This window comes from Roseateles sp. (assembly GCF_049240545.1).
Classification (GTDB): Bacteria; Pseudomonadota; Gammaproteobacteria; order Burkholderiales; family Burkholderiaceae_C; genus Paucibacter_A.
The window spans coordinates 1-4,334 of the sequence record NZ_JBMLSK010000307.1; the positions used below are offsets into that span (position 1 = coordinate 1).

The following is a 4,334-nucleotide window of genomic DNA, read 5'->3' on the forward strand; positions in this document are numbered from 1 at the left end:
CGCGACAGCGGCCACAGCCGCGTGCCCGAGCCGCCGGCCATGATGACGGGTTGGAGGGGGAGGGTAACGGCTGTCAATTCGGCGCCTTTTCGGTCTTTGCAGTCGACCGTGGCCGAATTGTGGTGCTTGGGGCGACGTGCAGGTTCGAGATCGACAACATGGGCCGGCTCGGGAAGAGGCCGGCCGAGTGCTCCATCCAGCAGCCGGGGTGCCTGTGGGCGCGTTGACTCCTCACATATTCATTCGACAAGTGGTTGAAGATCGCCCATTCAATGAATGATGTGCACGTCACGGGTCCGCATGGGGCGGTGTTGCGATGATCCGCAATGGAGTGGCACGGCCTGGCCGGTGATCCAGGCTGCACACGGCAAGGTCCGGGTTAATGTGGAAGTCTTCCATGATCCGGGGCGTTGCCCCACATCATGAAAGTTAGCGATGCCCGTGCCGGGAGGTGGCCGCAGGCTGAACCCGTCGGCCATGGCAAAGGGCCGGGTGGGAATTCACCCCAACCTCGCCCCCGCCTGGCTGTCCCCCATGGCCTTCAGCGCAAACGCGAAATCCCGCGCCTGCTCCTTCATCAGGTTGAAGCGCCCGGAGGCGCCGCCGTGGCCGGCGTCCATGTTGATGTGGAGCAGAAAGGGGCCGGCCTTGGGGGCGCGGTCGCGCAGGCGGGCGATCCACTTGGCGGGCTCCCAATAGGTCACACGGCTGTCGGTCAGGCCGCCATGGGCGAGGATCGGCGGGTAGGGCTTGTTGGCGACCTGGTCGTAGGGCGAGTAGGCCCACATCGTGTCGTAGTCTTCTGCGCTTTCAAGCGGGTTGCCCCATTCGGGCCACTCCGGCGGGGTCAGGGGGAGGGTCGTGTCGCTCATCGTGTTGATCACGTCGACGAAGGGCACAGCGGCGATGTGGCCGCCGAACAGGCCGTCGGGGGCCAGGTTGGCTGCCGCGCCAACCAACAGGCCGCCGGCGGATCCGCCATAGGACACGATGCGGCCTTTCGTGCTGTCACCGCGGGCCACCAGTGCCTCGGCGACGGCGATGAAGTCGGTGAAGGTGTTCATCTTCTTGCGCTTGCGCCCGTCCTCGAACCAGCCTCGGCCCTTTTCGTCTCCGCCGCGGACGTGGGCGATGGCCCAGATCCAGCCGCGGTCGATGAGGCTCAGGCGCGCCACACCGAAGGCGGCATCCGTGCCGTAGCCGTAGGAGCCGTAGGCATAAAGCAGGGTTGGCGCGCCGCTGTTCTTTGGCGTGGTCTTCAGGCTCAGTGTTGTGACCGGGATCTCGGCGCCGTCCTTGGCCTTGATGAAGAAGCGCTCGGCGACATAGCGCGACGGGTCGTGGCCCGACGGAATCTCCTGCGTCTTGCGCAGGGAGCGGGTGCGCATTTCCATGTCGTAGTCGAACCACTGGCGCGGTGTCGATGGCGACTGGTAGACGAAGCGCATCGTGGCTGTGTCGTATTCATGGCCGGGCGCGAGATCGAGCGCGTAGGCAGCCTCTTCCTGCGTGATCATGTGTTCCCTGCCGTCGCGCGTGCGGATCACGATGCGGGGCAGGGCGTTGGCGCGTTCGAGGCGGACCAGGTGGTTGCGATAGGCTTCTATGCCCCTGATGTAGCGGCCGGGCTCGTGGGGAATGAAGTCCTTCCAGCTTGCACGATCGGTCGTGCCGTGGGCTGCCGTCATGATCTTGAAGTCGACGGCGCCGTCCGCGTTCGTGTGGATGTACCAGCGACCATCGAAATCGACGGGCGTGTAGAGCTGGCCCACCTGGCGCGGTGCGAAAAGCCGGGGGGCTGCAGTCGGGTCGCTCGCGGGAATGACGTGATACTCGCCTGCTTCCCGGTTTGCGATCGCGATCATGATGAAGCTGCGGCTGGAGGTTGTTCCGACACCGAGAAACATTCCCGGGTCTTTTTCCTCGTAAACCAGCACATCCTCACCGCCGCGGGCGGGCCTGCGAAAGACCTTTACCGGACGCGCATTCTCGTCCTGGTATGTCCAGAAGATGTACTTGCTGTCGGGTGAGAAGGTGAAGCTGCCCGACGTGCTTTCCATCGGTGTACCGACCGTCTGGCCTGTGGCAATGTCCTTCACGCGCAGGCGATAGTTGCCGGCGCCGGCATCGTCCTCGGCCCAGGCGTAGAGCTTGTGGTCCGGCGAATGTGCCGTTGCGCTGACCTCAAGATATGCCTTGCCTTTGGACATGGCCTCGACGTCGAGCAGCACCTCTTCCTTGCCACCGTTGCGTGGCATGCGCACGTAGAGCGGGTGCTGGGCGCCCTTGTCAAAACGCATGTGATAGGCCCACGGGCCGTCGGGCGCGGGAACGGAACTGTCGTCGTCCTTGGTGCGACCCTTCATTTCCTCGAACAGCTTGTCCTGCAGGGGTTTGGTGTCTGCCATGCAGGCGTCGAACCAGGCGTTCTCCTTGAGCAAGTGCTCGCGGATGTCGGCACGCAGGACGGACGGGTCCTTGAGGACCTTTTGCCAGTTATCGTCCTTCATCCACTGATATTCGTCGGTCCGCGTGCGGCCGAGCTGCGTGATGGTCTTGGGTTTCTTCACCGGTTTCGGGGGTGCCGGAATGGAGGGGGATGCTGCAAGGCCGACAGGGCTTGCCGTGAAGGCCGCAACAGCGGCACTTGTGGCGAGGAGTCTGCGGCGTGAGAGCGTTGTCATCATGTCGGCATCCGTGGATTCAGCGAATGAAAAGTGGTGTCAGGCGCCCGGCTTTCCTGCAAAGCTCACCTGCGCGAACGCCGGCTTGCGGGCGTCAAAGCTTGCGGTTGGGTTGCGGCCGAGCAGGCTGATGTATCGCCATGGACCTGCATGACGAGGGAAATGCGGGTGCTGCCGCGGCATGACCGAGATCGTGATGCGGTCCTTCCTGCCGATCTTGCTCTGGATCGCGACTCTCAGGCTTTGGGGTGCGACCACACAGATGACCGGCGCGACGCATGGCAGGGGCAGCCCACCTGCTCACGATGACCAAGGAGGCCTCGCGCGCAGCTGCTCGCCCTCTCCAGGACCTCACCGCTGGCATCACAACCGTGGCCGGCGGGCGCATGACCGTCAATGGCACGTTGACCGCGGTGTCGACCCGCTCCAGGATTCTGATCGGGCGGTCGATGGTGAAGCGGCCCGCGTCCTCGTTGCCTGTGCGTGAGAAGCCTGCTGCAGCGATACCGGTGCGCACTTCCGTCTTGCGTACGGTGAGGCCGCCGGCATCGAGGGCCTTGATGATCTCGGCGGCCAGGACAACCTTGGCCTGGTGCACGAGTGCGTTGGGGCAGTCAAGATCAGCGACAACGTTCCCTCTGCCGTGGACGACTTCAAGGGGTCCGGTGGTCTTGCTCATCGCAGTTGCTCCTTCAAGCGCTTGATCCGGCCTTTGACCCGTTCGCATGCCCTGGAACCAGCGGATTCAATCCCAGCCCCGAATACCGAACGGCCGAACATTCGGCTCTTGATAGAAGAACAGACGAATACACAACAGCCTTCTTGGCCTGCGGGGAAGTCCTTGTGGCAGCGTCAGGCTTCACGCTTCTGATGGGACGAGCTCTGTTGGTCTGGGGCTCCCTCGGGTGCGGGCTTTGGGTCGGTATACATCGTCGATATCGACAGAGCGGCTCCAACCAAACCCATCATTCCACACAAAAAGAACATCAGTTGCGTCGGGGTAGCTTGGCCTATGGTAGGAAATGAGCTGGATAGACCAGGCAAGACAAAGACAAGAAAGAGTGGGTTAAGCAGCCGGTCCTTTGTCAAGCCAAACTCCGACCGGCAATGCCGGACTCCGTGACCCAGCATGAGGACTCCGGCAAGGGAAAGGTATGAAAAGTCCATGATCCTGGCTCCTGATTTCAGGTGATTACCGATTCATTACGTGTCAGGTCACAAGGCGTTGCCGCGCTTAGACGCGCGGAATTCGTTCCCGATCCGTTCCCCGGAACGCGACCACTTCCAGCTTGTTGGCCCGGGCGCGGTGGTAGATGTAATAGCTGATGCGCTTCAGTAGCCAGCGCCTCGTGTCTGGAGACTTCGCGTTCTCCACATGGGTGCCGAGCCCTGGGAACTCGATGAGAAGATGAAGGGCCTCGCGAAGATCTTGGGCCACCGCACCCGGCGCTGCAAGACGGTTGACGCTCCACCAAGCAGCGGCTTCATTGATTTCGCGCCTCGCGCGCGGCTTGACCCGGACCGTGAGCGCCAAGATCAGCCGTACTTCCGAAGCTCGGCGAACAACTCCTCGGCAGAGATGCCGTCTTCGCGGTCTGCTTCGTCCAAGGCGTCTTCCAGTTCCTTCTGGAGCAACGTCGACAGGCTAAC

At 62.8% G+C, this 4,334-nt stretch carries 4 protein-coding genes; all 4 read right to left on the reverse strand.

Annotated features, from left to right (window positions below):
* The coding region (locus ACOVRJ_RS19415; protein ID WP_422045475.1) for a sugar phosphate nucleotidyltransferase at positions 1-77 on the reverse strand (77 nt) is incomplete at its 3' end.
* A gap of 423 nt (positions 78-500) precedes the next feature.
* Positions 501-2,687, reverse strand: a complete 2,187-nt coding sequence (locus tag ACOVRJ_RS19420) for a S9 family peptidase (RefSeq protein ID WP_422045472.1) — start codon at positions 2,685-2,687, stop codon at positions 501-503.
* 91 nt (positions 2,688-2,778) lie between these two features.
* Positions 2,779-3,363, reverse strand: a complete 585-nt coding sequence (locus ACOVRJ_RS19425; protein WP_422045473.1) for an XRE family transcriptional regulator — start codon at positions 3,361-3,363, stop codon at positions 2,779-2,781.
* Positions 3,364-3,918: 555 nt separating this feature from the next.
* Positions 3,919-4,218 carry a type II toxin-antitoxin system RelE/ParE family toxin gene (locus ACOVRJ_RS19430; protein WP_422045474.1) on the reverse strand — a complete coding sequence of 100 codons (300 nt, stop codon included), beginning with the start codon at positions 4,216-4,218 and terminating at the stop codon, positions 3,919-3,921.
* Between the last annotated feature and the right edge of the window lie 116 nt (positions 4,219-4,334).

Coding starts and splice junctions, on each gene's coding strand:
- ACOVRJ_RS19420 (WP_422045472.1), bottom strand. CDS start 2,687: ATGATGACAACGCTCTCACGCCGCAGACTCCTCGCCACAAGTGCCGCT.
- ACOVRJ_RS19425 (WP_422045473.1), bottom strand. CDS start 3,363: ATGAGCAAGACCACCGGACCCCTTGAAGTCGTCCACGGCAGAGGGAAC.